Consider the following 23,754-nt stretch of genomic DNA (forward strand, 5'->3'; position numbering starts at 1 on the left):
CTACCTCTGCCGTAATCGACCACGCTCCCCTGCTACGGCAGCGTGAGACACGTCAAGAAACCGACGAGGGATCCGGCACCCGAAGCGCGAGGAGCAATCATGCCCACCAAGACCCCTGACCTCACCGCGAGTTCCGTCACCGACACCACCCGACACGTCGTCCAGGAGTTCCTCGCCGCCCGGATGGCCGGGGACGTCGAACGGCTTGTCGCGATCTTCGCGGACGACGTCGACTGGCTACTCGCCGAGAACCCCGCCGTCCCGTGGATCCGGCCGCGCTCCACCGGAGCCGAATGCGCCGCCCAGTTCACGGAGCTGGCCGAGCACACGGTGGCCGAGGATGCACGGGCCTCCGTCGACACGTTCCTCGTTGACGGCACCGACGCCGTCCTGACGGGGTACCTCTCGGGGACCGTGCGCGCGACGGGGAAGTCCTTCGAGGGCCCCTTCGCACTGCGCCTCACCGTCGAGGAAGGCCGGATCACCCGTCATCACCTGTACGAGAACAGCGTATCGATCGCCGAGGCGTGCACCCCTTCCTGAGTCCCGCCCCCGAGTTGCAACCTGACCGGAGCCGGGGCAGGCCCTCGCGGAGATGGTCCGCGCGCCGAGCGGGTGGCGTAGCACGCTCTTCGGCGAGACCCACACCCGAGCCCCCTTCGCCTGGGCCGCCCCGCCCCCGTGTGCTGTCGTGATGCTCCGCGACAGCACCTCTGCGAACCCGAAACGCCGCACGCCGCTTGGCGAACGGCACGGAGGCGCCCCCGGCCGTTCGAGGCGCCCCCGGCCCGGCCCCGCGTCGAAGGTGCCGGTCAGCTACTCACGACGACCACGGCTTGAGCATGTCCTTCATGGTGTCCGTCAGGGCGAACTGCAGCAGCGGACCATAGGTGATCCGGCCCACGCCGAGGCGGCGGAAGCGGTCGAGGTCGTGCTTGACGGGGTGGGCCGTGGAGTTGACGGGGACGGTGACCGCGCCGGTCACGGCGGTGAGCAGGTCGTCGTCGTCCTGGATGCCCACCGGGTAGACGCTGTCGGCGCCGGCCTCCACCAAGGCGCGCAGCCGCTCGATCGCCTCGTCCCGGACGGCGGAAGCGTCCTGCGCGCGCATGAAGAGGTCGGTGCGGCCGTTCACCCAGACCGGGACGCCGGCGTCGTCAGCCGCTGTGCGCAGGCCGGCGATGTAGTTCGCGTGTTCCTGCGTGTCGCGAAGGCGGCCGCCCTCCGAGTGGACGGTGTCCTCGACGTTGAGGCCGACGCCCCCGACCTCGATGAGTCCGGCGATGAGGTCGGCGGGCTTCTGCCCGTATCCGGCCTCCAGGTCGACGGACACGGGGACGTCGACCGCCGCGATGATCGGCCTGACGGCGGCCAGCACCTCCTCGAAGGTCTGCCCCTCGTTGTCGCCGGCCCCTCGGGAGTCGGCGAGGGGGTGGCTGCCGATCGTGAGCGCCGGGAACCCCGCGGCGACGGCTGTCCGCGCGGACCATACGTCCCAGACGGTCGGCAGCACGAGCGGCTTGTGCTGGGCGTGCAACTGCTTGAGGCGTCGAGCGTTCTCAACGGTGGTGTCATTGGCCATGCCTGGGACGCTACCCCCGGCTTCGCCGTGGACAACGCCACGACAGGCATTGTTCGGCGGCATCATGCCCTCCGAGGCACACGGGTTGATCAGTTCACCGATGGGCGCGGTCGACGGCACCTTGGTCGACGCGGCTTCGCCATCTCGACCGCGCCACTCGTCGTGTTTGATCACCGCCTCCATGTAGGCGGTGGCGAAGCCCCGGCCTGAGGTGTTCTCGAGCGCCGTCGAGCTTCTTCACCTCGGCCGACCGGGCCTGTTCCCGTGCGAGGTCGGCCATCGCCACTGCCCAACGGCCGCGGAGGATCGTCCCCTTGGCGAAGGTCGCTTCGGCCCCGTTGTCGGTGCGGCCCCTTCGCGCAGTCATCCGCCGGGCGGGGTGGTCCTCGCGGCGGACCGGGTCAGAGCCCGGCGGCCGAGGACTAGGGCGCCCAGTCCCAGCGGGACGGCCACGACGGCGCCGACGAGCCCGTTGCCCGTACCGGGACCGCCGTCGGCGGTGGCCAGGTGCAACACCGCGAGAACCGTCCCGGCCGCTCCCGTCGCCATGGCCGCCATCCCGGCCGTGCGCGGGTTGACGCTGCTGATGCGGCGGCCGGCGCGGCGAGTGGCCAGCCAGGCGAGCGCCACTCCGAACGCGCCGGCCAGCAGCGCCAGGCTGGCCCCTGTCCTCCCGTCGCCGATGATCCCGCCCTCCGCGGCCGCCATCAGTGCTGCCGGAGCGCTCATACCGCTCCCCTCCTTCTTCCTTCGTCGTCGCCGAGACCGACGTCCGGTCTCTGCGTCAGGATGCGCGTCGGACCTCCGGCCGGTCGTCCAGCAGATGCGGGTATTCCCAAGTCCGGCCGGGACCGTACCGGGATACCGCGAGCGGCGGCAGTCGGCGGGCCGCTACCGCACACGCGGTAGCCCCCCGCTCCTCCGCGAGCGGGATTCGGCGACGAGCCCGGACGGTTACGGTGCCCCCATGGACAAAGGACGGTTCGCTGTCCCGGCCGGAGTCACCGCGTGGGCGACCGCCCTGGGCGTGGCGGCGCTGATGCTCGGCACCGGCCTGTCCGCGCCCCACCCGTCCGGAGGGCGCGAGCTGCTCGGCACCGTGCTGCTGGTGACCGGCGGGCTTGCTCTGGCCGCGCACCGGCGGGCGCCGCTCGTGGTCCTGGCCGTCACCGGCGTGTGCGCGGTCGGCTCTCTGGCAACGGGGTTCGACGCTCTCGCCGTTTCCTACCTGGTCGCGGTCTACGGCGCCGTGCGCGCCGGGCACCGCAAGATCACGCTGGGTGTCTCCGTGGCTCTGGTGGCCGTACTTCACCTTACGGCGCTGATCTTCGCCGAGGGCACTGTGGGCGAGACGGTGGCGCAGGCCCGGCACACCCTTGAGCTCGCCTGGCTGATCGCCGCGTTCGCCGCCGGGGAAGCGGTACGGCAGGCCGAACAGCGGGCGAACGAGGCCGAGCGCACCCGTGAGGAAACCGCGCGCCGCCGGGCCGACGAGGAACGGCTGCGCATCGCACGGGAACTGCACGACTCGCTCACCCACCAGATCTCGGTCGTCAAGGTGCAGTCCGAGGTCGCCGTCCACGTGGCCCGGCGCCGGGGCGAGCCGGTGCCGGAGGCCCTGCTCGCGATCCAGGAGGCCGGCCGGGAGGCGAGCCGGGAGCTGCGGGCCACCCTCGAGGCGCTGCGTGACGACGACACCGCCCCGCCGCACGGGCTCGACCACATCCCCGGCCTGGTGGAACGGTTCAGGGGCATGGGGCTGGAGACCAGCCTGACGATCACGGGGCGGCCACACTCCGTACCGGCGGCGGTGAGCCGTACCGCCTACCGGATCGTTCTGGAGTCGCTCACCAACGTCGCCCGGCACGCCGCGGCCACCACCGCCACCGTGCTCATCGACCACCGGCGTGACGCACTCACCGTCCGCGTCGACGACGACGGAAAAGCCACCGTGAAGTCACCGCCGGCACCGGGACACGGGCTGCTCGGCATGCGCGAGCGCGTCGCGGCGCTGGGCGGCAGCCTGCGCACCGAGCCGCGCGGTGCCGGCGGCTTCACCGTCCAGGCCGAACTCCCCACGAACGGAGCCTCGTGATCCGAGTCCTTCTCGTCGACGACCAGCCGCTGATTCGCAGCGGCTTCCGCGCACTGCTCGACCTCGAGGGCGACATCGAGGTGGTGGCGGAGGCCGCCGACGGCGCGGAGTGCCTGGCACTCGTCAAGGAACATCTGCCCGACGTCGCTCTCGTCGACATCCAGATGCCGGTCATGGACGGCATCGAGGCGACCCGGCGGATCGCCGCAGAGACGGACCTGGCGGGCGTGCACGTCGTGATGCTGACCAACTACGGCATGGACGAGTACGTCTTCGACGCACTGCGCGCCGGCGCCGCCGGCTTCCTGGTCAAGGACATCCTGCCGGAGGACTTCCTGCATTCCGTACGCGTCGCCGCCCGAGGTGACGCACTCCTCGCCCCCGCCGTCACCCGCACTCTCATCGACCGGTACGTCTCCCAGCCGCCGCCCGCCTTCACCAGCAGCGGGCTGGAGCAACTCACCGGCCGGGAACGCGAGACGGTCGCCCTGGCCGCACACGGTCTGTCCAACGACGAGATCGCCCGCCGCCTGGTCATCAGCCCGGCCACCGCGAAGACGCACATCAACCGGGCGATGGCCAAGCTTCACGCCCGCGACCGGGCCCAACTCGTGGTGCTCGCCTACGAGTCGGGCTTGGTGACTCCGCGCGGTGCGTAGACCTCGGAACACACCCGTCCTGCGCTAGTGACCTGAGTCAGAGGATTCGTCGGCAGTAGGCGGCGAATCCTCTGACTCAGGTCACTAGCCGTCTACATGGGTCCCGTCCGCCACTCGCGGAGTGCTTGTACCAACGGCGAACTCAAGAGTTGCCACCTGCGCATCGACCCGCCGTTGAGTCGGGAATTGCTCGACAGGGTTCGGCCGCCGACAGCTGCGCCCCTTTCGCCCGGCCTGGACTGGCTCGACCGTGTCCACACGGACCCCGGCCTGGCCTTGGAATCTTTCGTCACCGGCTGGTATCCCGCCCAAGCTGAAACCCGGCCCACCGACATCGCGATTCCGGACTCTGTTCCTTACGCCTTGGCCGACTTCTACCGTCTCACCGAGAAGCGTCCGGCCATCCTCGGAGGCCAGAACTCGGAGGACAACGTTGCCAAAGGCTGAGTCCGCCGAGTGCCGCCTGTCAACCCTCCGGACAGCAACGATACCGCCCGCAGCACAGGTGACCTGCGGTCAGACGCCGACGCATCGCGCACGGGGATCGGTTCATGCGGGTCGGACGCGGCACACCTCGGTCTCACAAGCTCCTGTTACGGTCACTGACGGCGGAAGCGACGGCTACGCGCCGGACATCGACCGGGTCGACGTGCAGAAGCAGCCCCGTGCTCAGCGCAGGAATCCCTCGTAGCGGTGCTGTTCGATCTGGCTGCTGATCTGCTTGACGGTTTCCAGGCCCACGCTCACGATGATCAGGATGCTGGTGCCCGTGAGCTGATTGGCACTGCCGAAATTGCCGAGCGCCACCGTCGGCACCAGAGCGATCAGTCCGAGGTAGAGTGATCCGGGCCAGGTGAGCCGGTTGAGGACATAGCCGAGATATTGCGCCGTGGCCTTTCCCGCACGAATGCCCGGCACGAATCCACCGGCCTGTTTGATGTTCCCGGCCACCTCGTCCGGATTGAACGTGATCGCCACGTAGAAGAAGGCGAAGAAGACGATGAGGACGAAGTAGACCGCCACATAGACAGGGTGGTTGCCCTTGGTGAGATTGTTGTTGATCCAGTCCGCCCACCCGGTACCCGAGCCGGCGAACTGTGCAACCAACGCGGGAAGGTAGAGGAGCGACGACGCGAAGATGACCGGGACGACACCGGCCTGATTCACCTTCAACGGGATGTAGGTGGCCGTACCCCCGTACGACTTCCGGCCGATCATGCGCTTCGCGTACTGCACCGGGACGCGACGCTGGGCCTGCTCCACGAAGACGACCAAGCCGACCATGACGAGCCCGACCAGCACGACGACGCCGAAGGCCAGCCATCCTCCGGCGAGTGTGCTCTCCTCCTTGACGGACCACAGCGCGCTCGGGAGGGTCGAGGCGATCGACAGGAAGATCAGCATGGACATGCCGTTGCCGACCCCACGCTCGGTGATGAGCTCTCCGAACCACATGACGCACGCCGTGCCGGACGTGATGGTCAGGATCATGACCGCGGTACGGAAGACCGAATCGTCCGGCACGATCTGCGCGGCGGCCGGACAGTTAGGGAACAGGGCCCCGCTGCGGGCGGTCGCGACGAGTCCTGTCGCCTGCAGGACGGCCAGCGCCAGGGTGAGGTAGCGGCTGTACTGGGTGATCTTCGCCTGCCCGGACGGCCCTTCCTTCTTCAGCGCGTCGAGGCGCGGGATGACCACCGTCAGCAATTGGAGGATGATGCTCGCCGTGATGTAGGGCAGGATTCCCAGGGCGAAAACCGTGATCTGCAGAAGGGCCCCGCCGCTGAACAGATTGACCAGCCCGAGGATGCCGCTCGAATCGGAGACGGAATCCACGCAACTCTGGACCGCCCTGTAGTCCACCCCCGGGATGGGGACATGCGACCCGATCCGGAAAAGCACGATGATGCCGAGCGTGAAGGCCAGCTTCTTCCGCAAATCGGGCGTTTGGAACACACGCTTGAATGCGTTCAGCACGAGGCTTCCTTCAGTGCGGGCCGGCAGCGGGGCCAGTGGCTCGGGTGAGGCGTGTGGTTCGCCGCGTCCGCCGTCGGCCCGACGCGCGGGACCGGCGGGCGCCGATCACCGGCTCCTCGGACCCATGCTGCACGAACCGGCTCGGACCGGCAGGTCCTGCGGCTCTGGGTGAGTTACGGACCCGTCCGGCGAGGCCGGTCCCGCACGGCTCGTGCGAGGTGGCGGTCACGGTGTCTGCCAGATCGTGTCGAAGGCTCCTTGCTGCGCCGATCTGCGTTGCCGTTCCGCGGCCAGCTGGGTGATGGCCTGATGAATCGCGGCGAGGACGGCGACCTCGTCGTCGGCGAGGCCTGCGAACACGTCCGCTGGCGCCTCCGCCATGCCCGCTGCGGCAGCGAGACCGACGAAGACGGGGTCGCCCGCACACAGGCGGTCGACGCCGTGGCGCACGACGACTGGGCTGACCACGGGGCGGGGACGGCGGAAAGGGCGCCGGTGCGGCCGTGGCGGTCCGTACGGTTCGGCCGCTTCCATCGCGGCGCCGTAGCGTGCGGCCAGCCCGGCACCGCGGCGCCAGAGCCAGCTCTCCACGGTCTCGTACGGGGGCTCCCGGGTGATCTCGGACGCGGCTTCCAGCAGCATCGGGTCCACGTCGTGCGGCGGGACGACCGGCGTGATCCTGTCGGCCCCGAGGACGACCGCCCGTACGTCGGCGAGGTCGAGCAGTTCGGCACCCGCGAGGACCAGGGACAGGTCCCCCTGGTCGGGGGCCGGGTCGGTGCCGGGAGCGGCAGCGAGGGCCGCCAGATCATGGGCGGTGGTCATGGCGACTCCGTGAGGGAGGAGGAACGGCGCCGGCGGTTGCGACAGTCGTCCGTCATGCGGCCGATGGAGCCGGCATCTGCATGCTCCACCGGCTCGCGCCGATCGGCGCCCCGGCCGCGCCGCCGGGCCGGGTGCCGGAGGCCGACGGAGTGAATGCCGCACGGGTGACCGCACGAGTCGTTCGACGACTCCGTACGCCGCCCGACAGCAGGGGATGCCCGGCCGCATCGGATGCCCCGGGGCTGCGGAAGCCCGAGGGCTTCGGACGCCGGACGGCCTCGGATGCCCGACGGCTGGGGCACCTGACGACAGAGGACGCCCGACGGCTGGGGCTGTCCGACGTCTGGGGCGCCGGACGATGAGGGCGCCCGACGGCTGGAGGGCCTGACTGCTGCTGGAGGGCCTGACCGCTGTGGACGCCCGACGGGCCGCGGGTACTTGTGGCGGCGGGCCCTCCCCCCGGCCGTGAAGCCGCGTCACGGGACGGGTGGCGTCAGCACCTCCTGGAGCAGCGCTCCGTACCGCGAGACCAGTTCCGCGCGGTCCATGCGGAGCTGCGCCGTGGCCTCGCCCCGGTCGGCCCAGGCCCGCAGGAGCGGCGCCGACGTCTCGAGGGAGTTCAAGGCCCGGAGGGCGGGTGCGGAGGTCGGCTCGCTCATGCGCCCACCCTAGGTGCGCCGCCCCGCGCGGCAGCCGGCGGCGGCGACGGCCCTGGCTCCTCCCCGTCCGCCGCGTATCCGGATTGCGGAGAGGACTCGCGGGCACGTGCAGTCCCACGACGACCGACGACGGTGAAGGGGTGACAGCCATGGCCCGACGACAGGTGCCGACGGCGGAACCGGAAGTCCGGCGGCCCGCGGACCGTGAGGACGTCCGCACGCCGCCCCTCCGTCCCCACGACTACGCGCCGGCCGACTACGCCGATGCCGTGGTGCGCGGCGCCCGGGAGTCCGGTGTGTCCCCCGTCCTCGTGATGACCGTGCTGCACAACGAGGCGTACAAGCCCCACCACCCCTTGCTGGAGCGGTTGTGGCAGTGGTGGAAGCCCGGAGCGTCCTTCGGCGTGGCCAACATGCACCGGGCGACGTTCGAGCGGGTCCGGCGGTCGCACGGCCTCCCGGGACGGTGGCAGGACCTGCGCGACGACCCCGCCTTCGCCATCCGCGCGGCGGCACTGTACCTGCGGGACCTCGACCGGCTCCTGCCCCGGCGGCACGTACGGCGTTACACCCGCGACGAGCTCCTGGCCCTCGGCTACAACACCGGCGAACGCAACATGCGCGCCTTCGCCCGTGGCGTCCCCCCGGGGCCCATGGCACGCGCGTACCTGCGCCGTTTCCGCGCCAACCGGGAACGGGCCGCCGCGTCACTGCCCGACGGCGGCACGGTGCACCCGGTCTCGGCGCACGCCGACACAGAAGTGTGACCCCGTGAGGGGGCACCGTGCCGGTGGCAGGTGTGAGGGGCGGTTCAGGGGCGGGTGGCGCGGTCCAGTTCGATCAGGATCGAGTGGTACGCGCGGCCCGTCGCGCGGTCCATGCCGATCTCGCACATACGGTTGGCGGACAGGTGGGCGTCGTAGGCACGCGAGGTGACCTCCGCGGCTTCCTTCGCCGTCGCCGACGCCGTCAGCTCCTTGTGCAGCATGCCCCGGTCGCCGGCGAAGGCGCAGCAGCCGGCATCGTCCGGGACGACGACCTCGTCGGCGATCGCGTCCGCGACCGCGCGCAGCTGGTCCACGTCGCCGAGGTGCTGCATCGAGCAGGTCGGGTGCAGCACCGCCGAACCGGTCGTCCGGCGGACAGTGAGCCGTGGCAGGAGTTCCTCGGCGGCCCACACGACGGAGTCGACCACGTTCAGGCGCCCGTGCAGCTCACGGTTGGCGTCGGTGAGGTAGGGGACGACCTCGTGCTGGATGCCGAGCGTGCAGGAGGAGGCGTCGACGACCAGCGGGAGCCGTCCGCCGTCGGTCCAGGCCCAGGCGGCCTCGACGACCCGGTTGGCCATCAGCGTGTTGCCGCCCTCGTAGCCCTTGGAGTGCCAGATGGTCGAGCAGCAGGTCCCGGCGACGCCGTCGGGGATCCACACCGGCCGGCCGGCGCGGGCCGACACGTCGACCACGGCCTGCTGGAGCGAGGGGGTGCCGTCGTCCTCGGGTCCGGCGAAGATGCGGTTGACGCAGGCCGGGTAGTAGACGGCGCTCGCTCCCGTGCGGGAGGTGGGCGGTGCGGTGCGCGCGGCGGCGCCCGGGAGCCCGGGCAGCCACTCGGGCATCAGGTCGGGGCGTACGGCCTTGCGCGCGAGGCCGGTCGCGGCCTCCAGCAGCCGGTCACTGATCTTCTCCGCCGCGCCGACCGCGAGGCGTGCCGACGCCTCCACGCTCTTGAAGTGCTTGGCGGTGAGTGCGGCGATCCGCTCCTCGCGCGGTGAGTGCCGCCGGTGGCGGAAGTCCTTCATCATGGCACCGGTGTCGATGCCGACCGGGCAGGCGATCGCGCAGGTGGAGTCGCCCGCGCAGGTGTCGACCGCGTCGTAGCCGTAGGAGGCGAGGAGTTCTTCCTCCACGGGTGATCCGTCCGGCTGGCGCAGCATCTCCCGTCGCAGCACGATGCGTTGGCGCGGGGTGGTCGTCAGGTCGTGGCTGGGGCAGGTGGGTTCGCAGAAGCCGCACTCGATGCAGGGGTCGGCGACGGGCTCGATGCCGGGGATCGTCTTCAGTCCGCGCAGGTGGGCCCTGGGGTCACGGTCGAGGACGACCCGGGGCGCCAGGACGCCCCCGGGGTCCATCAGTTGCTTGACGCGCCACATCAGCTCGGTGGCCCTGGGCCCCCATTCCATCTCCAGGAAGGGGGCGATGTTGCGTCCGGTGGCGTGCTCGGCCTTCAGCGACCCGTCGAAGCGTTCCACGGTCATCCGGCAGAAATCGTCCATGAACGCGGCGTAGCGGTCGACGTCGGAGGTCTTCGACGCGTCGAAGGCGAGCAGGAAGTGCAGGTTGCCGTGGGCGGCGTGACCGGCGACGGCGGCGTCGAAGCCGTGCTCCGCCTGGAGCCGGAGCAGGTCCTGGCAGGCTTCGGCCAGCCGGGACGGCGGCACCGCGAAGTCCTCCGTGATCAGGATGGTGCCCGCCGGGCGGGAGCCGCCGACGGCGGTGACGAAGGCCTTGCGGGCCTTCCAGTAACCGGAGATCACCTTGGGATCACGGGTGAACGCGTTGGTCACCGAGGCGACCGGCGCGACCAGGTCGAGGCGTTCGACGACCTGGGCCGCCGCCCGCTCGAAGGCCTCCTGGCCCGCCTCGTCGGGTGCGCGGAACTCGACGAGCAGCGCCGCGGTCTCCCGCGGCAGGTCGGCCCAGTCGGCCGGCACACCCCGCACGCTCACGGAGGCCCGCAGCGTGTTGCCGTCCATCAGCTCGACGGCGATGGCCCCGGCCTCGTTGAACAGGGGTACAGCCGCCGCGGCAGCGGTCAGCGACGGGAAGAACAGCAGGCCGCTGGAGGTCCTGCGGTCCAGCGGCAGGGTGTCGAAGACGACGTCGGAGATGAAGCCGAAGGTGCCCTCGGAGCCGACCATGAGCCCGCGCAGGATCTGGACGGGCGTGGCGCCGTCGAGGAAGGCGTCCAGCCGGTAGCCGTTGGTGTTCTTGATCTCGTACTTGGCGCGGATGCGGGCGGTCAGGTCGGCGTCGGCCTCGATCTCCGCCTTGAGTGCCAGCAGTCCTTCGCACAGTTCGGGTTCCGCGCGGGCCAGCGTCTCGTCCGCGTGCGGGTCGGCCGTGTCGACGACCGTGCCGCTCGGCAGGACGAAGGTCAGGGAGGCGAGGGTGCGGTAGGAGTTGCGGGTGGTGCCGGCGGTCATGCCGGAGGCGTTGTTGGCGACGACGCCTCCGACCGTGCACGCGATGGCACTGGCCGGGTCCGGCCCCAGGATCCTGCCGTACCGGGCGAGGGTCGCGTTGGCCCGCATGACCGTGGTGCCGGGCCGGATCCGGGCCCGGGCGCCGTCGTCCAGGATCTCGACGCCGGTGAAGTGCCTGCGCACGTCGACGAGGATGTCCTCGCCCTGCGCCTGTCCGTTGAGACTGGTTCCGGCGGCACGGAAGACGACCTGGCGGTCGTGGTCACGGGCGTACGCCAGCACCGCCGAGACGTCGTCGATGTCCTCCGGGAGGACGACGACCTGCGGGACGAACCGGTAGGGGCTGGCGTCGGAGGCGTACTTCACCAGGTCGGAGATCTTCCACAGGACCTTGCCGGGCCCCAGAAGCGCGGTCAGTCCGGCGCGCAGCGCCTCGGGGGTGCCCGTGGCCCCGTCGTCGGGCACCCGGTCGGCGGCGGCGGCACGGGCCGTGCCGGGTCGAAGGACTTCCGGCTTGGGTTCCAGCAAGGGCATGACGTTCGACTCCCACACGATGTCGGTCGGTGCTGTTCAGCGTACGGCGGCGGATTCCGGCCGGTCCCGCCGGTCCCGCCGGTCCCGCCGGACCGGCGGGCACCGGGCGTCACCCGGCGGGCCGGGGCCTCACCCGGGCGGTTCCCGGTCGGGTATCCGGGCCACCACGTCGATCTCCACGAGGATGTCCATCAGGTCGGACCCGACCGTGGTGCGCACCGGACAGGGTTCCTCGAAGAACTCACGGTAGGCCGTGTCGTACGCGGCGAAGTCCCTCCTGAGGTGCTGCAGGTGCGCCGTGACTTTCACGACGTCCCGCAGTGACAGGCCTTGGGTGGCGAGGACCGCGCCGATGTTGCGCAGCACCTGCGCGGTCTGCGCGCCCACGCCCTCCGGTACGGCGCCGGTGGCGGGGTCCTGGGGGCCGAATCCGGCCGTGAACAGGAAACCGCCGGCCACCACGCCCTGGGAGTAGGCGCCCGCGGGACTGGGAGCGGCGGGCGTGGCCACGGCTCGCCTGCCGGTCGGCTCGCTCATCCGGTGAGGTCTCCGTCCCGCTCGTTGACGCCCGCGTAGTGGCGGAGCTTGTCCTCGTCGACGCTGACGCCCAGGCCCGGTCCCGACGGCACCCGCAGCCGGCCGTTCTCGAGGTGCAGGGGTTCGGTGATGTCGTCGGCGTGCAGGTAGTACATGCTGTCGATGGCCCGCGAGAGGACGGGCGTGCTCGACACGACGGCCAGGTGGGCGGCCGTGGCGATGCCCAGTTCGCCGCCGCTGTGAAGGTTCATGCCCAGGCCGAAGGTCTCGCAGTGCGCGGCGAGGGCCTTGGTGGCGGCGATGCCGCCCCACTTGTAGACGTCGCCGTGGATGACGTCGACCGCGTTCAGCCGCATGGCGGGGGCGAACTCCTCGAAGCGGACGACGCACATGTTGGTGCACAGCGGGATGCGTATCTTGGCCTTCACCTGTGCCATGCCCTCGATGCCGGCGCAGGGGTCCTCCAGGTACTCGAGGTCCAGTTCCTCCAGTGCGATGCCGGCGCGGACGGAGTCGGGGACGGACCAGGCCGCGTTCGGGTCGACGCGCAGGTTCACGTCGGGCAGCGCCTCGCGGACGGCGCGCAGGATCGCGACGTCGCCCGCGCAGTCCTTGGTGCCCTTGAGCTTGACCGCCTCGAATCCGCCCTCGGCGACGACGCGTGCGGCGTGCTCCGCCATGGCCCGCGGCAGGTCGGCGGGTGCCGCGCCTGGGGCGTCTGCGCGGGTGATCAGCGCGGTGATCGGCACCTCGTCGCGAACGGCGCCGCCCAGCAGGTCGGTGACGGACTGGCCGGTGGCCTTGCCCATGGCGTCCCAGCAGGCGACGTCGACGGCGGCGATCGCAGCGTAGCCGAGGTAGCCGTAGAAGAAGGGCACCATGTGCTGCTTGCGGTGGAAGCCCTCCAGCGCGAACGGGCTGGTCCCGATCAGGTCGGGGATCATCTGCCGGACGACGGCGGCGACGGGCGCGCCCCACATCGTCTCGCCCCAGCCCTCGACGCCCGCGTCGGTGCGCACGCGGACGACGGTGCGGGTCTCGCCGGTCTTGGTCTCGAAGGAACTCGTGAAGGGATTGACGAGTGGGAGGTTGACGACCCACACGTCGACGTCGGTGATCTTCATTGCTTCTCCTCGTATCAGGGGGGTCATCGGCTCGCCGCGTCGAAGGCGCGGATCGCCCGGGCCAGTCCCAGCGCCCGTTCGTGCAGCAGCCGGTGGCCGCGGTCGGCGTCGGCGCCGGAGGCGTCGTCGGTGGAGCCGGCGACGCGTTCCCATTCGCCGTGCCGCTCGACGGCCAGGCCGGGGTGGGGCGGGTGGTCGAACAGCGGGGGCGGTTCGACGGGGGCCCGTGCGGGCACGGGGGTGCGCACCAAGGCGGGGTGGGCCGCGAGCATGAGGGACGTCTCGAACCATCCGGCGTGCCCCGGGGTGACGTCCGGCCGTTCGGCCTCGTCGTCACCGGCCGTGACGGTCCAGTACGAGCAGGCCGCGACCGTGACCTGGGCACGCAGCGCGAACCGCTTCACGGCGAGCCGCATGATCTCGTCGTTGCCGCCGTGCCCGTTGACCACCATGATCCGGTGGTAGCCGCTGGTCACGAGCGAGTCGAGGATGTCGTCGAACACGGCGCCCAGGGTCGACGCGGAGAGCGAGACGGCCGCCGCGAACAGGTGGTGCGGGCTGTGTCCGAAGGGCAGCGCGGGCAGCCGCACGATGTCCTCAACAAGGGCCGCCGAGGGTGCGGAGGACACGGAGGCCTCCTGGTCGAGGATGTCCAGCGCCCGGTCCACGACCTTCTCGACCAGGAGGGTGTCGGTCCCCATGGGCAGGTGCCCGGCGTGCTGCTCCTGCGAGCCGACGGGCAGCAGGGCCAGGCCCTTCTCGCCGGCCCGTCGGACCTCCTGCCAGGTGAGTTCACTCAGTTTCGATTGGCTCACAGTGCTACCTCTCCGAAACACGGCCATGGCACAGTCGGCGCATGGTCCACGAACGTTCTCCGTTGCGGCTGGTCCCCGAGGCCGCGCAGCGACCCCCCACTCCCCAGGCGCCGCGGCGCCTCGGTGCCGTCGAACTGGTGCCCGGCCGGATCGGGGCGGCCGTGCTGTCCATGGCGGGGCAGGTGCTCGACCGCACCGAGTCGCGCTACGACGCGGCCTGCGCGACGCCCGCGGACATCGACAGGGCGCTGGCCCAGGTGGCCGGTGTCTTCGCCGGCCACGAGGTGCAGGGGGTCGGTGTGGCCGCCGCGGGGCTGGTGGACCCCCTCACGGGGTTGATCCTGGAGGTCAACGACGTGCCGGCGCTGCACGGCTACCCGGTGACGGAGCGCCTCGCCGCCCTCACCGGGGCCGGGGTGCGGGTGGAACACCGGGCGCGGCTGCAGGTGCTCGGCGACCGCTGGTTCGGCGCGGGCCGCGGGCGGCGCACGTTCGCCTCGGTGTCGACCGGCGAGGTGCTCGGGGTGGGCGTCCTCTACGAAGGCGAGGTGCTGGCTCCGCCCGGAGGGCGCAGCGGCGCGCACATGACCGTGTCGGCCAGCGGCGAGCGGTGCACGTGCGGGAACCGGGGCTGCTGGAAGACCCTGGCCACGACCGGATGGCTGCGGGCCAGGGCGCGTGCCGCGGGGCTCGGGGAGGAGACGTCGCTGGGCGCGCTGGTGCGCCGGGATGACGCGCGCGCCGGACAGGTGGTGGAGGAGTACGCGCACAACCTGGCGCTGGGGCTGGTGAACGTGCAGCAGCTGTTCGCGCCGGGCCTGTTCATCCTGCACGGTGAGGCGCGTGAGGGCGGTGAGCGCTTCCGTACCGTGGTGGAGGAGCGGCTGCGGGACGCGGTCGCCTTCGCGGGTGCCGAGCTGCCCCGGGTGCTGGTCGGTGCCGCCGCGGTCGACGACGTGGCCCTTCTGGGCGGGGCGGGTCTGGTGCTGTCGCACCTCTAGCGGCTGTCGTGCGGGGGGCGGGTGGCAGGTCATCGGCTGGCTTCGCCCGTCGGGGAGGACGCGCGGGCCGCGGCGCGGCGGCCCCGGCGCGGGTCGAGGACCGGTACGGCGTCGAGCAGCTGCCGGGTGTAGGGGTGCTGCGGAGTGCGCAGTACCGCCGCCGTCCCGCCCACCTCGACCAGACGTCCGCGGCTCATCACCGCGACCCGGTCGGCCACCTGCGCCACCACGGCGAGGTTGTGCGAGACGAAGACGTAGGTGAGGCCCAGCTGCCGCTGCAGGTCCGCCAGGAGGTCGAGGACGGTCGCCTGCACGGAGACGTCCAGCGCGCTGGTCGGCTCGTCCAGGACGAGCATCCGGGGGTGCAGTGCCAGGGCCCGTGCGATCGAGATGCGCTGGCGCTGGCCGCCGGAGAACTCGTGCGGGTAACGGTCCTGGATGCCGGCATCGAGGCCGACGGCTTCGAGCAGTTCTCCGACCCGCTGCCTGGTGCGGGCGCGGGCGCGCCGGCCACGTGCCTCGGGGTCGTGGGTGACCAGCGGTTCGGCGACGATGTCGGTGATGCGCATGCGCGGGTTCATGCTCGAGTAGGGGTCCTGGAGGACGACCTGCATCTGCCGCCGTGTGCCGCGCAGTTCGGCCGCGGTGAGAGCGGCGAGGTCCTGCCCGCCGAAGCGCACGCTCCCGGCGGTGGGTTCGAGGAGACCGAGGAGCAGCCGGGTGAGGGTGGTCTTGCCGCAGCCGGACTCACCGACCAGGGCCAGGGTCTCGCCCTCGTGCACGTCGAGCGACACGTCGTCGACGGCGACGTTGGTGCGCCTGCCGCCGAACTCCTTGCGCAGGCCTCGCAGTTCGAGGAGTGGTCGCCCGGCCGTGGATGCGGGCGCGGTGGTGTCGGCCGTGTCGGTGCTCATGCCGCCTCCAGTCGTGGGGTGGCCGCCAGAAGTCCGCGGGTGTACGGGTCGGCCGGACGGTCGAAGACGTCGAGGACGTCGCCCGTCTCGACGACCTTGCCCTGGTTCATGACCACGACGCGGTCGGCGGTCTCGGCGACGACCGCGAGATCGTGGGTGATCAGGACGACGGCCATGTCGTGCTTGTGCTGGAGGGTGACGAGGAGGTCGAGGATCTGACGCTGCACGGTGACGTCCAGCGCGGTGGTGGGCTCGTCGGCGATGAGGACGCGGGGGCGGGCCACCAGCGCCGTCGCGATCATCACGCGCTGGCGCAGTCCGCCGGAGAGTTCGTGCGGGTACTGACGGTAGCGCAGGGCCGGGTCGGGGATGCCGACCTCGTCGAGTGCCGCCAGCGCGGCCTGCCTGGCCTCGGCGCGGGAGACGCCGGTGTGGTGCCGGAGGACCTCGGCCACCTGGGCGCCGACCCGCTGGAGCGGGTCCAGGCAGGTCATCGGGTCCTGGAAGACCATGGCGATGTCGCGGCCGCGGACCTTGCCGAGTTCCTTCTCGGAGAGTCTCAGCAGGTCCCGTCCGTCGAAGCGGATCTCGCCGCTCGGGTAGACGCACGGCGGGCTCGGGTTGAGGCGCAGGACGGACAGCGCGGTGGCGCTCTTGCCACTGCCGGACTCCCCCACGACGGCGAGGGTCTCGCCGGCGTGGACGTGCAGGGATACGTCCTGGACGGCGTGGACGACGGACGTTTCCAGCCGGAAGTCGACGCTGAGGCCGTCGATCTCCAGCAGCGGCTGTTCCTCCGCCGGACGCCGGGACGGGTCGGTCGTGGTGCGGTCGTTGGTCATCGGCGGTAGGCCTTCGGGTCCGCGACGTCCCGCAGGGCGTCGCCGGTGATGTTGATGGCGAGGGAGGTCAGCATCAGCGCGATGCCGGGGAACACGGCGACCCACCAGGAGGTGCCGAGGTAGAGCTGGCCGTCGGCGAGCATGCCGCCCCAGGTGACCGTCTCCTTGGGGACGCCCAGGCCGAGGTAGCTGAGGGAGGCCTCGGCGACGATGGCGGCGGCGACGTGCAGGGTGCCGATGGTGGCCAGCGGCGCCATGACGTTGGGCAGCAGGTGACGCCGCATGATGGTGAAGTCGGTGACGCCGATCGCGCGGGCCTCGGTGACGAAGTCGCGGGTGCGCAGCGACATCACCTCGGAGCGCACGACACGGGCGTAGGAGACCCAGCCGGTGAAGCCGAGGACCAGGATCACCATCCACAGTCCCGAGCCGAGGAAGCCGACGACGGCGAGCGCCAGCAGGAGCGAGGGGAAGGCGAGCTGGACGTCGGCGAGCCGCATGAGGGTGCGGTCGGCCCAGCCGCCGAAGTAGCCGGAGGCGAGGCCCACGGCCGTGCCCACGACGCCGGCGAGCAAGGCCGCTCCGGCACCGACGAGCAGGGAGACACGGGTGCCGTGGACGACGCGCGAGAGCATGTCGCGGCCGAGTTGGTCGGTGCCCAGGAGGTGGGCGCTGCTGCCTCCGTCCTGCCAGGCGGGGGGCCGCAGGCGCAGCAGGAGGTTCTGCGTGCTGGGGTCGTAGGGGGCGATCAGGGGGGCGAACAGGGCGGCGACGATCAGCAGGAGCAGTACGGCGAGGGCCACCACGGCCCGTTTGTCGCGCAGCAGTGCCCGCAGGGCGACGGCCCGGGAGCCGGACCGGCCGGACGGTGTCTTCGCCGTGGCCCGGTCGGGCGCGGCGGGGGTCATGACGGTCATCGTGACGTCCTCACCCTCGGGTCGAGGAAGCTGTAGGAGAGGTCGACGAGCAGGTTCACCACGACGAAGGTGGCGGCGAAGAACAGGACGGTGGCCTGGACGAGCGGGAAGTCTCGGTTGGAGATCGCCTCGACGGTCAGCTGGCCGACTCCGGGCCAGGAGAAGACCCGTTCGGTGAGGATGGCTCCGCCGAGCAGGTTGCCGACCTCCAGGCCGACGACGGTCACCACCGGCAGTGAGGCGTTGCGCACTCCGTGCCTGAGCACCACCTGCAGCGGCCCGAACCCCTTGGCGCGGGCGCTGCGGATGTGGTCGGAGGACAGGACGTCGATCAGCGAGGACCGCAGCAGGCGGGCCACGACGGCGACGGAGTACACGGCGAGGGTGACGGCGGGGAGGATCAGGTGGGCGAACGTGCCGTATCCGGAGGCGGGCAGGGCGCGCAGCCAGACGGCGAAGACCAGGATGAGCAGGATGCCCACCCAGAACGGCGGGGTTGACTGGCCGAGCAGGACGCCGGTCATCACGGTGTGGTCGGTCCCCCGGCCGCGGCGCATGGCGGCGAGGATGCCCGCCGGGACGGCGACGACGAGGGTCAACGCGAGGGCGGCGGCGGCCAGTTCGACGGTGGCCGGCAGCCGGTCGGCGAGTATCTCGCTCACCGGCTGCCCGTACACGAGGGAGTCACCGAAGTCGAGGTGCAGCAGTCCCCATAGGTAGTCGAGGTACTGGGTGAGCAGGGACTGGTCCAGGCCCAGGGAGTGGCGCAGCACCTGTTCCTGTTCGGCCGTGGCGTCGGGTGGCAGCAGGATCTTCACGGGGTCGCCTGACAGGCGGACGAGGAAGAACGCGACGGTCGCCGTGCACAGCAGCACGAACAGGGCGGTGGCCAGGCGTTTGAGCACCGCCCGCAGCATTCCTGCGCGGTCCGGGCGGCGCACGGCGCCGGCCGCCGGGGTGGGTGGTGTGTCGAGGGTGAGGGTGCTCACCGGGTCACCTCCGCGCTTTCCATGGCGAGGACGCCGGCGGCTCCCGGGGTCCAACGGGGCCGGTCGTTCCGGGCGAAGATGTTGTCGGTCTGGTAGAGGAAGACGAAGGGTGCTTCCCTGCGCATGAGCCGTTGCAGGTCCGAGAAGGCCGCTTTCCGCCGCTCCGGGTCCTCGGAGAGCTCCTCGGCGTCGATGAGGCGGTCGGCCTCCGCCGAGTGCCAGCGGCTCTGCCGCCGGTCGCTGCGCACGTTGGACTGGACGATGGACGCGCCGTCCATCGTCCACACGGTGCTGGCCGCGAGGTAGACGGGGCCGAGCGCTCCCCGGTTGTCGGAGGTGAGCCGCGCGGAGTAGGTACCGGGGTCGAGCAGGTTGACGCGGGCGTCCACTCCGGCCCTGGCGAGCAGTCCGGACAGGGCCTCGGCGACGTTGGCGTCCACATTGGAGGCGGTGAGCGTGGTGGAGAAGCCGTGGGGGTGGCCGGCTTCGGCGAGGAGCCTGCGCGCGGTGTCCACCGAGCGGGTGAAGGGCTTGACGGTGGGGTCGAAGCCGAAGGAGCCGCGTGGGACGAGTGCGGGGGTCTCCGTGGCCTTGCCGCCGAGCACGGCCTTGATGAGCAGCGGGACGTCGATCGCGTGATTGAGTGCCTGGCGCACCCGGCGGTCTTGGAGGGGGCCGCGTTCGAGGGTGTTCAGGGACAGGTAGGCGGTGCGGATGCCCGTGTGTCCGTCGATGGTGATGCCTTCGTAGCCGTCGAGTTGCTGGGCGGCGTCCGGGGTGAGTCCGGCCACGAGGTCGACGCCGCCGCTCTGCAGCGCGGCCAGGGAGGACGAGGCGTTGGGGGCCGGGCTGAAGACGAGGCCGTCGACGGCCGGGCGGCCGTTCCAGTGGCCGGGGTGGGCGCGCATCCGCAGTTCGTGGTCGCGCTGCCAGCTCGTGAAGGTGAAGGGGCCGGTGCCGACGGGGTGGTCGGCGAAGGCCGCGTCGCCCACCTCGGCGAGGTGCCGGGGCGGCACCACGACGCCCCCGAACAGGGAGAGTTTGGCGGGCAGGATGGGGTCGTGCACGGTGGTGTGAAGGTCGACGGTGAGCCGGTCGACGACGGTGACGCCCTCGACGAAGCGCAGTTCGACGATCGGTGACTTGGTCGCGGGGTCGAGCAGGCGTTCGATGCTGAACGCCACGGCCCGCGCGTCGCACACCTCACCGTTGTGGAAGGTCACCCCGGGGCGGAGGACGAAGCGCCAGGTCCGGGCGTCGGTGGCCTTCCAGGAGAGGGCGAGCCTCGGGTGCAGCCGGTTGTCGGGGCCGCGGGTGGTGAGGGTGTCGAACATGTTGATCAGGACGTTCATCGAGACCATGTCGCCCTGCTTGTGGGGGTCCAGCGTCTTGGGGTCGCCCGGCTGGGAGACCCGCAGGACGTTGCCGGCCCGGTCCGCGGCGGCCGTCGTGCCGCACGCGCTCAGGAGCGCCGGGGCACTGAGGGCTCCGAGCAGCAGACCACCGGTCCGCAGGACGTGGCGTCGGCTGGGACGGCTGCGGTCCATCGTGCGCCCCTGAAGAATTCGTTCCATTGAACAACACCTCCGTTCCGTCAGATGGAATGCGGTTGGGTTAAGCTAAGCGACATGGTGAAAGCGGTCAACACCCGGTCGGTCGACCAGGAACTCGTGAAGGGCCCCGTCGACAAGGCGATGGAGGTGCTCGAAGCGCTCGTCCAGCCCGGCGGTCCCCACCGGTTGGGGGAGATCGCGCGCCGCACCGGTCTGACGAAGCCCACCGTCCACCGGCATCTGCGGACGATGGCCGAGTACGGCTTCGCGGAGCCCGCCGAGGGCGGCAGTTACCGTCCGGGCCCCCGGCTGCTGGGACTGGCGGCGGCGGCCCTGAGCGACAGCCGGGTCCTGGAACTCACCAGGCCCGTCCTGGCCGATCTGCGCCTGCGCACCGGTCATGTTGCGTTCTACGCGGCACGGCACGCGACCGACGCCGTGTACCTGGAAGTGTCGGAGCCGGCCCGCGAGTACCGGATGAGCACCCGGCCCGGTCACCGGTCGCCCCTGCACGCCTGCGGTGTCGGACTCGCCATGCTCTCCGCGATGCCGGACGGGGAGAGCGCGGCGGTCGTGGACGCACGGGATCTGGAGGCGCGCACCCACAGCACCCTCACCGACCCGGCCGCGCTGCGGGCGGAGCTGACCCGGGCCGCCCTGTGCGGGTACGCGGTCGACGACGAGTACGACGAGCCGGACGTGCGGTCGGTGGCCGCCCCCGTGCTGGACGCCGAGGGCCGGCCCGTGGGCGCGATCGGCATCGCCGGACTGTCCTTCACCCTCGACCCCGGCAGCATGGAGGTGTTCGGGCCCATGGTGCGGGCCGCCGCACGCACGGTCTCCGCCGGGCTCGGCGCCCGCACCCCCGCACTCGGCGTCGTGGACCCGGCGCGGGGAGGTGAGTCGGCATGAGCACGCTGGCCGAACTGCTCACGGAGGGCCGGAAGGAGCGGATCTACTCCGGCGCTGCCTGGTCCGTCGGGGACGCGCACGGCCCGCTGGACCGGGGCTGGACCGGCACCCGCAGATGGGACGGGCCGCCCCTGGACGGCGACGACGTGTGGGACCTCGCCTCGGTGACCAAGCCGATCGCCGGACTCGCGGTCATGGCCCTCGTCGAGCGCGGCGTCCTCGGGCTGGACGACACCGTGGGCACGCACCTTCCGGACCACCGGGGCGGCGACAAGGCCGAACTGACCGTACGTCAACTCCTCATGCACACCTCGGGGATCCCTGGGCAGGTGCCGCTGTACCGGGACCACCCCACCCGTGCCGCGTTGCTGGAGGCGGTGCGTCTGCTGCCCCTGACCGCGGAGCCCGGCACCCGTGTCCAGTACTCCTCGCAGGGGTTCATCGTCCTCGGCCTCATCGCCGAGGCGGCTGCCGGCCAACCGCTGGACGAGCTCGTGGAACGGCTGGTGTGCGCCCCGCTCGGCATGCGTGACACCGTCTTCCGCCCGGACGCCGGCCGTCGGGCCCGGGCGGTGGCCACCGAGGACTGTCCCTGGCGCCGCCGCCTGGTCGTGGGCGAGGTCCACGACGAGAACGCGGTGGTGCTCGGCGGGGTCGGCGCTCACGCGGGGCTGTTCTCCACTCTCGCGGACATGGAGCGCCTCGGCGCCGCCCTCGCCGCCGGCGGCCGGAACCTGCTGCGCCCCGAGACGCTCACCCTGATGACGGCCCCGCACACGGACGGCCTGGCGCTGCGGCGCTCCCTGGCCTGGCAGGGACGCGACCCGGTCGACTCCCCCGCGGGAGAGGTGTTCGGCCCGGACTCGTACGGCCACACGGGCTTCACCGGCACCAGCCTGTGGGTCGATCCGGTCACGCGACGCTACGCCGTACTCCTCACCAACCGTGTACACCCGACCAGGACGGGTGAGGGCATCACCGCCCTGCGCAGGGCCTTTCATGACGTCGCCGCCCGCACGCCCTTGGTCGCCGCCGAGGACCGTCACGGCACCTGACAGGCCGGCGGCCGTGACGGGACCGGCGACGAGGCGAGCACGCCCGCCCGCGTCACCGGACCGGGAACGTCACGCCGGCGAGTTCCCCGGAGACGGCCCACAGGCGACTGCTGGACGTCCCGGTCGTGGGAGGCCGCGCTGGATTCCAGCTTCGGGTGGCCGCGGACTGCGAGACGACCGCCGGGAGCGCACTACTGGCCGCAGCGCCGGGCCGGTGGCGGCCCGCAGGGTCGGCAGGGCTTCCCTCACGGCCTTCCGGGTGAGCAGCGGCGCGAGCCGGGTGACGGGCGCGCGGAAGACGGCGGGCGGGCTGCGGATGAGCCCGATCTCGGAGACACCGACGCTCCGCGGCTTTCCTGCAGGTCGTCCCAGCCGGGTGTGCTGCCGCGCGCCTGGACGGCAGCACACCGGGCCCGCCGGTGGGCGTTCGGCTACGGCCTGAACACCTTCGCCGCACCCCAGAGGGAGCCGGGGTTGGCGCGGTGCGGGTGACGGGCGAGCATCGCCTCGTAGAACTCCAGGGCGCTCGACGTGGCCGCCAGGGCGTCCTCGACGTCGGCGAGGTAGTCGATCGACTGCTGCACGATCACCGGGTCGTCGTCGCGGTCGGGGTGCTTGTGGGCGGCGACGACACGCTGGGCGCCGAGGTCCTGGATGGCCCGCAGTGCGGCGACCCACTCCACACGTGAGGCCGCGTCCGTCTCGGCGAGGTACATGTGGGTGTGGTTGTAGACGACGTCGCCACCGACCAGGAGCCGGGCGTCGGGGACCCACAGGACGGTGCTCCCCTTCGTGTCGGTGTGACCCGCCTCGACCACCCTCAACTCGTGCCCTTCCAGAAGGATGTAGTCGCCTTCCAGCTCGTCCGGAACGACCGGACGGGGGATCTGCCCGGGGAAGAGGCGGCCCCAGAACCCGTCGCGGTAGTCGTCCCCGGCCTGGACGCGCGCACCCGCGACAGTCCCGGCCGTGGCCACGGCCCGCGCCCCGGGGAACGCGTCGAGCAGTTGCCCGATGCCGTAGAAGTGGTCGCCGTGGCCGTGCGTGACGTAGATGTGCGTCAGCGTGCGTCCGTGTCCCTTGATCCACTCGATCAGTTCGTCGTTCTGCTCGATCGTCGTGAAGGTATCGACGAGGACGGCATCCCGTTCGCCGAAGATCAAGGTCGCCGTGTTCATCACCCAGCGCAGATCAGGCCCTTCTTCGACGCTCTGCGGAAGGTCTCGGACGACTCCCTCCCGGCGGACGAGCAGTGTGTCGTACCTCAGGTCTGTCATGGGTTTCTCCTAAGTCGGTGGAGGTGATCACCGATGCGCGCGCCACTCCGCGGGACAAGTTTCCGCCGTCCGCTCACTCGGCGCGCTTCGACGGCCCATTTAGATTACAACCCACATCTAACAAGGGGGCGATCTCGAAGGTAAGAAGAGGGCATGTGTCCGGTGCGTATGGGCCGTGATCTGTTGCCTCGCACGTCAGGAGCATGATTGGCTCTGACGGGAGTGCAGCCGGGCGGTTTGGGTGTCCGGACGGCTCAGCGACCTCTCACGGTCGAGCGCCGGAAC

General features: G+C 71.4%; 23 protein-coding genes. 8 read left to right on the plus strand and 15 right to left on the minus strand.

Annotated features, from left to right (window positions below; all coding sequences use genetic code 11):
• The first annotated feature begins 99 nt into the window (after positions 1-99).
• Positions 100-543: a nuclear transport factor 2 family protein gene (locus ACF1AG_RS14320; RefSeq protein ID WP_359603890.1), complete on the plus strand. Its 444-nt coding sequence runs from the start codon at positions 100-102 to the stop codon at positions 541-543.
• 277 nt (positions 544-820) lie between these two features.
• Here the strand turns inward: ACF1AG_RS14320 and ACF1AG_RS14325 are convergent, their stop codons facing one another.
• Together ACF1AG_RS14325 and ACF1AG_RS14330 are read right to left on the minus strand one after the other, a co-directional pair.
• Entirely contained in the window at positions 821-1,582 is a 762-nt protein-coding gene (locus tag ACF1AG_RS14325; protein WP_359603892.1) for an isocitrate lyase/phosphoenolpyruvate mutase family protein, read from the minus strand.
• A gap of 363 nt (positions 1,583-1,945) precedes the next feature.
• Positions 1,946-2,311 carry a DUF6223 family protein gene (locus ACF1AG_RS14330; RefSeq protein ID WP_391809805.1) on the minus strand — a complete coding sequence of 122 codons (366 nt, stop codon included), beginning with the start codon at positions 2,309-2,311 and terminating at the stop codon, positions 1,946-1,948.
• A 238-nt stretch (positions 2,312-2,549) separates the two neighbouring features.
• Here ACF1AG_RS14330 and ACF1AG_RS14335 point away from each other — a divergent pair, with 238 nt between their 5' ends.
• The 3 genes from ACF1AG_RS14335 (at position 2,550) to ACF1AG_RS14345 (ending at position 4,783) form a co-directional block, all read left to right on the plus strand.
• Positions 2,550-3,677 (plus strand): sensor histidine kinase, encoded by a 1,128-nt coding sequence (locus tag ACF1AG_RS14335; protein WP_391809806.1) that lies wholly within the window; start codon positions 2,550-2,552, stop codon positions 3,675-3,677.
• Complete coding sequence (locus ACF1AG_RS14340; RefSeq protein ID WP_359603897.1) at positions 3,674-4,336, plus strand: response regulator transcription factor; 663 nt, start codon at positions 3,674-3,676, stop codon at positions 4,334-4,336. The genes ACF1AG_RS14335 and ACF1AG_RS14340 overlap by 4 nt, the downstream gene beginning before the upstream one ends.
• 186 nt (positions 4,337-4,522) lie before the next feature.
• Positions 4,523-4,783, plus strand: coding sequence for a hypothetical protein (locus ACF1AG_RS14345; RefSeq protein WP_391809807.1), 261 nt, complete (start codon positions 4,523-4,525; stop codon positions 4,781-4,783).
• Positions 4,784-5,005: 222 nt separating this feature from the next.
• On the opposite strand, the gene secY is transcribed toward ACF1AG_RS14345, so the two are convergent.
• From secY to ACF1AG_RS14360, 3 genes are all read right to left on the minus strand, one after another.
• Positions 5,006-6,313 carry a preprotein translocase subunit SecY gene (gene secY, locus ACF1AG_RS14350; RefSeq protein ID WP_359600163.1) on the minus strand — a complete coding sequence of 436 codons (1,308 nt, stop codon included), beginning with the start codon at positions 6,311-6,313 and terminating at the stop codon, positions 5,006-5,008.
• A 225-nt stretch (positions 6,314-6,538) separates the two neighbouring features.
• Positions 6,539-7,138 (minus strand): GPP34 family phosphoprotein, encoded by a 600-nt coding sequence (locus tag ACF1AG_RS14355; RefSeq protein ID WP_391809808.1) that lies wholly within the window; start codon positions 7,136-7,138, stop codon positions 6,539-6,541.
• 476 nt (positions 7,139-7,614) lie between these two features.
• Positions 7,615-7,797 (minus strand): hypothetical protein, encoded by a 183-nt coding sequence (locus tag ACF1AG_RS14360; RefSeq protein ID WP_387796155.1) that lies wholly within the window; start codon positions 7,795-7,797, stop codon positions 7,615-7,617.
• A 149-nt stretch (positions 7,798-7,946) separates the two neighbouring features.
• Between ACF1AG_RS14360 and ACF1AG_RS14365 the strand changes: the two genes are divergently transcribed.
• Positions 7,947-8,564 carry a lytic transglycosylase domain-containing protein gene (locus ACF1AG_RS14365; protein ID WP_151782085.1) on the plus strand — a complete coding sequence of 206 codons (618 nt, stop codon included), beginning with the start codon at positions 7,947-7,949 and terminating at the stop codon, positions 8,562-8,564.
• A 44-nt stretch (positions 8,565-8,608) separates the two neighbouring features.
• On the opposite strand, the gene ACF1AG_RS14370 is transcribed toward ACF1AG_RS14365, so the two are convergent.
• The 4 genes from ACF1AG_RS14370 to ACF1AG_RS14385 form a co-directional block, all read right to left on the minus strand.
• Complete coding sequence (locus tag ACF1AG_RS14370; protein WP_391809809.1) at positions 8,609-11,533, minus strand: FAD-binding and (Fe-S)-binding domain-containing protein; 2,925 nt, start codon at positions 11,531-11,533, stop codon at positions 8,609-8,611.
• 129 nt (positions 11,534-11,662) lie between these two features.
• Positions 11,663-12,070, minus strand: coding sequence for a RidA family protein (locus ACF1AG_RS14375; RefSeq protein ID WP_391809810.1), 408 nt, complete (start codon positions 12,068-12,070; stop codon positions 11,663-11,665).
• Complete coding sequence (locus ACF1AG_RS14380) at positions 12,067-13,194, minus strand: mandelate racemase/muconate lactonizing enzyme family protein (RefSeq protein ID WP_150155470.1); 1,128 nt, start codon at positions 13,192-13,194, stop codon at positions 12,067-12,069. Before ACF1AG_RS14380 ends, ACF1AG_RS14375 begins: the two co-directional genes overlap by 4 nt.
• Before the next feature lie 23 nt (positions 13,195-13,217).
• Positions 13,218-14,009: a creatininase family protein gene (locus tag ACF1AG_RS14385; protein WP_391809811.1), complete on the minus strand. Its 792-nt coding sequence runs from the start codon at positions 14,007-14,009 to the stop codon at positions 13,218-13,220.
• 62 nt (positions 14,010-14,071) lie between these two features.
• Here ACF1AG_RS14385 and ACF1AG_RS14390 point away from each other — a divergent pair, with 62 nt between their 5' ends.
• On the plus strand, positions 14,072-15,010 hold the full coding sequence (locus ACF1AG_RS14390) for an ROK family protein (protein WP_391809921.1): 939 nt from the start codon (positions 14,072-14,074) through the stop codon (positions 15,008-15,010).
• Between the two features lie 29 nt (positions 15,011-15,039).
• Here ACF1AG_RS14390 and ACF1AG_RS14395 read toward each other — a convergent pair whose 3' ends face one another.
• The 5 genes from ACF1AG_RS14395 to ACF1AG_RS14415 are packed head-to-tail and all read right to left on the minus strand — an operon-like array spanning position 15,040 to position 20,246.
• Positions 15,040-15,924, minus strand: coding sequence for an ATP-binding cassette domain-containing protein (locus ACF1AG_RS14395; protein ID WP_391809812.1), 885 nt, complete (start codon positions 15,922-15,924; stop codon positions 15,040-15,042).
• Positions 15,921-16,766, minus strand: coding sequence for an ABC transporter ATP-binding protein (locus ACF1AG_RS14400; RefSeq protein ID WP_359600151.1), 846 nt, complete (start codon positions 16,764-16,766; stop codon positions 15,921-15,923). The genes ACF1AG_RS14395 and ACF1AG_RS14400 overlap by 4 nt, the downstream gene beginning before the upstream one ends.
• Complete coding sequence (locus ACF1AG_RS14405; RefSeq protein WP_359600149.1) at positions 16,763-17,683, minus strand: ABC transporter permease; 921 nt, start codon at positions 17,681-17,683, stop codon at positions 16,763-16,765. Before ACF1AG_RS14405 ends, ACF1AG_RS14400 begins: the two co-directional genes overlap by 4 nt.
• Entirely contained in the window at positions 17,680-18,672 is a 993-nt protein-coding gene (locus ACF1AG_RS14410; protein WP_359600148.1) for an ABC transporter permease, read from the minus strand. Before ACF1AG_RS14410 ends, ACF1AG_RS14405 begins: the two co-directional genes overlap by 4 nt.
• Entirely contained in the window at positions 18,669-20,246 is a 1,578-nt protein-coding gene (locus ACF1AG_RS14415; RefSeq protein ID WP_359600147.1) for an ABC transporter substrate-binding protein, read from the minus strand. The genes ACF1AG_RS14410 and ACF1AG_RS14415 overlap by 4 nt, the downstream gene beginning before the upstream one ends.
• 54 nt (positions 20,247-20,300) lie before the next feature.
• Between ACF1AG_RS14415 and ACF1AG_RS14420 the strand changes: the two genes are divergently transcribed.
• Positions 20,301-21,137, plus strand: coding sequence for an IclR family transcriptional regulator (locus ACF1AG_RS14420; protein ID WP_359600146.1), 837 nt, complete (start codon positions 20,301-20,303; stop codon positions 21,135-21,137).
• Complete coding sequence (locus tag ACF1AG_RS14425) at positions 21,134-22,192, plus strand: serine hydrolase domain-containing protein (protein WP_359600144.1); 1,059 nt, start codon at positions 21,134-21,136, stop codon at positions 22,190-22,192. The genes ACF1AG_RS14420 and ACF1AG_RS14425 overlap by 4 nt, the downstream gene beginning before the upstream one ends.
• A gap of 431 nt (positions 22,193-22,623) precedes the next feature.
• Here ACF1AG_RS14425 and ACF1AG_RS14430 read toward each other — a convergent pair whose 3' ends face one another.
• Positions 22,624-23,469, minus strand: a complete 846-nt coding sequence (locus ACF1AG_RS14430) for an MBL fold metallo-hydrolase (protein ID WP_391809813.1) — start codon at positions 23,467-23,469, stop codon at positions 22,624-22,626.
• Positions 23,470-23,754: the final 285 nt, after the last annotated feature.

It is taken from the genome of Streptomyces sp. NPDC014764, assembly GCF_043082785.1.
In the GTDB taxonomy this organism is placed as follows: Bacteria; Actinomycetota; Actinomycetes; order Streptomycetales; family Streptomycetaceae; genus Streptomyces; species Streptomyces althioticus.

Bases quoted from the DNA above. Each gene is read 5' to 3' on its own strand.
- ACF1AG_RS14395 (WP_391809812.1), bottom strand. From the start codon at position 15,924: ATGAGCACCGACACGGCCGACACCACCGCGCCCGCATCCACGGCCGGG.
- ACF1AG_RS14405 (WP_359600149.1), bottom strand. From the start codon at position 17,683: ATGACCGTCATGACCCCCGCCGCGCCCGACCGGGCCACGGCGAAGACA.
- ACF1AG_RS14325 (WP_359603892.1), bottom strand. From the start codon at position 1,582: ATGGCCAATGACACCACCGTTGAGAACGCTCGACGCCTCAAGCAGTTG.
- ACF1AG_RS14375 (WP_391809810.1), bottom strand. From the start codon at position 12,070: ATGAGCGAGCCGACCGGCAGGCGAGCCGTGGCCACGCCCGCCGCTCCC.
- ACF1AG_RS14330 (WP_391809805.1), bottom strand. From the start codon at position 2,311: ATGAGCGCTCCGGCAGCACTGATGGCGGCCGCGGAGGGCGGGATCATC.
- ACF1AG_RS14425 (WP_359600144.1), top strand. From the start codon at position 21,134: ATGAGCACGCTGGCCGAACTGCTCACGGAGGGCCGGAAGGAGCGGATC.
- ACF1AG_RS14420 (WP_359600146.1), top strand. From the start codon at position 20,301: ATGGTGAAAGCGGTCAACACCCGGTCGGTCGACCAGGAACTCGTGAAG.
- ACF1AG_RS14320 (WP_359603890.1), top strand. From the start codon at position 100: ATGCCCACCAAGACCCCTGACCTCACCGCGAGTTCCGTCACCGACACC.
- ACF1AG_RS14370 (WP_391809809.1), bottom strand. From the start codon at position 11,533: ATGCCCTTGCTGGAACCCAAGCCGGAAGTCCTTCGACCCGGCACGGCC.
- ACF1AG_RS14355 (WP_391809808.1), bottom strand. From the start codon at position 7,138: ATGACCACCGCCCATGATCTGGCGGCCCTCGCTGCCGCTCCCGGCACC.
- ACF1AG_RS14365 (WP_151782085.1), top strand. From the start codon at position 7,947: ATGGCCCGACGACAGGTGCCGACGGCGGAACCGGAAGTCCGGCGGCCC.
- ACF1AG_RS14380 (WP_150155470.1), bottom strand. From the start codon at position 13,194: ATGAAGATCACCGACGTCGACGTGTGGGTCGTCAACCTCCCACTCGTC.
- ACF1AG_RS14430 (WP_391809813.1), bottom strand. From the start codon at position 23,469: ATGACAGACCTGAGGTACGACACACTGCTCGTCCGCCGGGAGGGAGTC.
- ACF1AG_RS14415 (WP_359600147.1), bottom strand. From the start codon at position 20,246: ATGGAACGAATTCTTCAGGGGCGCACGATGGACCGCAGCCGTCCCAGC.
- ACF1AG_RS14335 (WP_391809806.1), top strand. From the start codon at position 2,550: ATGGACAAAGGACGGTTCGCTGTCCCGGCCGGAGTCACCGCGTGGGCG.
- ACF1AG_RS14400 (WP_359600151.1), bottom strand. From the start codon at position 16,766: ATGACCAACGACCGCACCACGACCGACCCGTCCCGGCGTCCGGCGGAG.
- ACF1AG_RS14360 (WP_387796155.1), bottom strand. From the start codon at position 7,797: ATGAGCGAGCCGACCTCCGCACCCGCCCTCCGGGCCTTGAACTCCCTC.